The organism is Micromonospora sp. M51 (assembly GCF_018070305.1).
Taxonomy (GTDB): domain Bacteria; phylum Actinomycetota; class Actinomycetes; order Mycobacteriales; family Micromonosporaceae; genus Micromonospora; species Micromonospora parva.
Map to the genome: position 1 here is coordinate 1 of NZ_JAGPXZ010000909.1, position 2,193 is coordinate 2,193.

The following is a 2,193-nucleotide window of genomic DNA, read 5'->3' on the forward strand; positions in this document are numbered from 1 at the left end:
CACCAGCCCGATGGCCCGGACGCCGGGTGCGAGGGCGGCGGCGACCTCGTCGGCGACATGCACGCCGGGCCCGTCGACCAGACCGGTGACGGTGTACGGCTCGGGGCCGACGGCGGTCAGCACTGTGACCGGCGCGCCGACGCGCAGCCCGAGCGCGCGGTCGACGACCACCTCGCCGGCCCGGCGGGGTGACTCGCCCGCCGTGAGGCGCAGCCCACCCAGTTGGGCGCTGGACCAGCCGTGCCCCTGGTGGGCGTCCTCCCGCCCGCTGTCGGCAGCCGAGGGTCGGCCGTCCACGAGCGGCTGCGCGTAGAAGGTGCGGTCCGGCACCGCCGCCACGACGTCCGGCAAACCGGACAGCCGGCCGACGAGCCCGGCCGCGGCGGTGGCGGACCAGGGCCGGGTCGGCACGAACTGGTCGGCCGACGCGCCCGCCTCGGGGCTCTGCACCACGACCGCCGCCCGTGCCAGCCGGTCCGGCACCTGCGGGCGGCCGGAGGCGAGCAGCAGGGTGGCCGCCGCGACCAGCGTGACCCCGATGGCGACGGCCACGAACGCGCTGGCCGACCGGCGGACGCTCAGCACGACGACTCCGCGACGATCTCCCGCTCGGCGATCCGGGCCGCGACGGCGGCGGCGGTGATCCCGCCGGTCAGCTCGTCGACGACCCGGCCGTCGGCGAGCAGGAGCACCCGGTCGGCGTACGCGGCGGCGGCCGGATCGTGGGTCACCATCACCACTGTCTGCCCGTGGTCGTCAACGAGCGCGCGCAGCAGCCGCAGCACCTGCCGCGAGGACGCGCTGTCCAGCGCCCCGGTCGGTTCGTCGGCGAAGACCACCGCCGGACGGGTGATCAACGCTCGGGCCACCGCGACACGTTGCTGTTCGCCGCCGGACAGCTCACTCGGCCGGTGCCCGGCCCGGTCGGCGAGTCCGACGGCGTCGAGGGCGGCGGTGACGTCCCCGGCCGGCGGGCGGCGACGGGCCAGGCGCGACGGCAACTCGACGTTCTGCGCGGCGGTCAGTGTGGACACGAGGTTGAACGCCTGGAACACGAAGCCGATCCGGTCGCGCCGCAGCCGGGTCAGCTCGTCTTCGCCGAGGTCGTCGAGGCGGGTGCCGTCGATCGTGACACTCCCCTCGGTCGGGCGGTCCAGCCCCGCCGCGCAGTGCAGCAGGGTGGACTTCCCCGAGCCGGAGGGGCCCATCACCGCCGTGAACGTGCCGCTCGCGAAGCTGGTGGTCACGCCGTCGAGCGCTGTCACCCGCCGGGTGCCGGTGCCGTACACCGCGCGCAACCCCGTCACTGTCACCGTGTCTGTGGTCATGACCGTTTACGGTGCCGAATGCCGGGGTGCGGCGCGTCGTGCCAGGGCTGGCACTTGCCAACCCTCCCAGGGGTGGAGCCGGCGGCCCGGCAGGGCCGGCACGTCGTCCCCGGGGATGACCACCCGCGGGTGGACGCGGCCGGCCGGGCCGGCCGTTACCGTTCGACGGGTGACCGCTCTCCTGTTGACCCGACGGATGCGGCCGGTGGACCTGTACACGGTGGACGTGTTGCTGGCGCTGGCCGTGGGCGGGGCGCTCTGCCCGTACGCGGCGCTGGAGTCGCCGCTGCACGGTGGCGTACACGAGCCGCTCTGGGTGTCCGTGCTGGTCGGGATGGCCCTGGGGCTGCCGTTGGCGGTCCGCCGACGCTGGCCGATGACGGTGGCCGCGACGATCAGCTCCGTGGCCACCGTCACCCTGATCACCGGGGTGATACCCAACTTCGCGGCCGCCGCGCCGGCGTTCGCCATCGGCCTGGCCTTCTACACGGTGGCCGTGTCGACGCCCACCCGCCGGTCGATGCTGTGCGCCGCCGGTTGTCTCGCACTGGTGAGCGTCGCCCTGGTGCTGACCGCTGGCGACCTCTGGTCGCGTACCGGCGCTGTCGTCTACGCCACCGTCATGATCGCGCCGGCCTGGGTGATCGGCTGGCTGATCCGGGAGCGACGCGCCCTCGCCGCCCGGCAGAGCGACCAGTTGGTCCGTCAGGCAGCCACCGAGGAGCGGTTGCGGGTGGCGCGCGAGCTGCACGACGTGGTCGCGCACACGCTGAGCCTCATCGTGGTGAAGGCGGCCGTCGCCAACCACGTCGCCGAGGCCGACCCCCGGGAGGCGGGCGCCGCGCTGCGGGTCATCGAGGAGACC

At 75.0% G+C, this 2,193-nt stretch carries 3 protein-coding genes; 1 reads left to right on the forward strand and 2 read right to left on the reverse strand.

Annotated elements, in window-relative coordinates; all coding sequences use genetic code 11:
* Both KBX53_RS30575 and KBX53_RS30580 read right to left on the reverse strand, forming a co-directional pair.
* The coding region (locus tag KBX53_RS30575) for an ABC transporter permease (protein ID WP_309140893.1) at positions 1–585 on the reverse strand (585 nt) is incomplete at its 3' end.
* Positions 579–1,328: an ABC transporter ATP-binding protein gene (locus tag KBX53_RS30580; RefSeq protein WP_210863185.1), complete on the reverse strand. Its 750-nt coding sequence runs from the start codon at positions 1,326–1,328 to the stop codon at positions 579–581. The genes KBX53_RS30580 and KBX53_RS30575, both read right to left, overlap by 7 nt.
* 169 nt (positions 1,329–1,497) lie before the next feature.
* Between KBX53_RS30580 and KBX53_RS30585 the strand changes: the two genes are divergently transcribed.
* The coding region (locus KBX53_RS30585) for a histidine kinase dimerization/phosphoacceptor domain-containing protein (RefSeq protein WP_309140894.1) at positions 1,498–2,193 on the forward strand (696 nt) is incomplete at its 3' end.

What these genes read in the sequence shown, in the direction of transcription:
- KBX53_RS30580 (WP_210863185.1), bottom strand. Translation starts at nt 1,328, where the DNA reads ATGACCACAGACACGGTGACAGTGACGGGGTTGCGCGCGGTGTACGGC.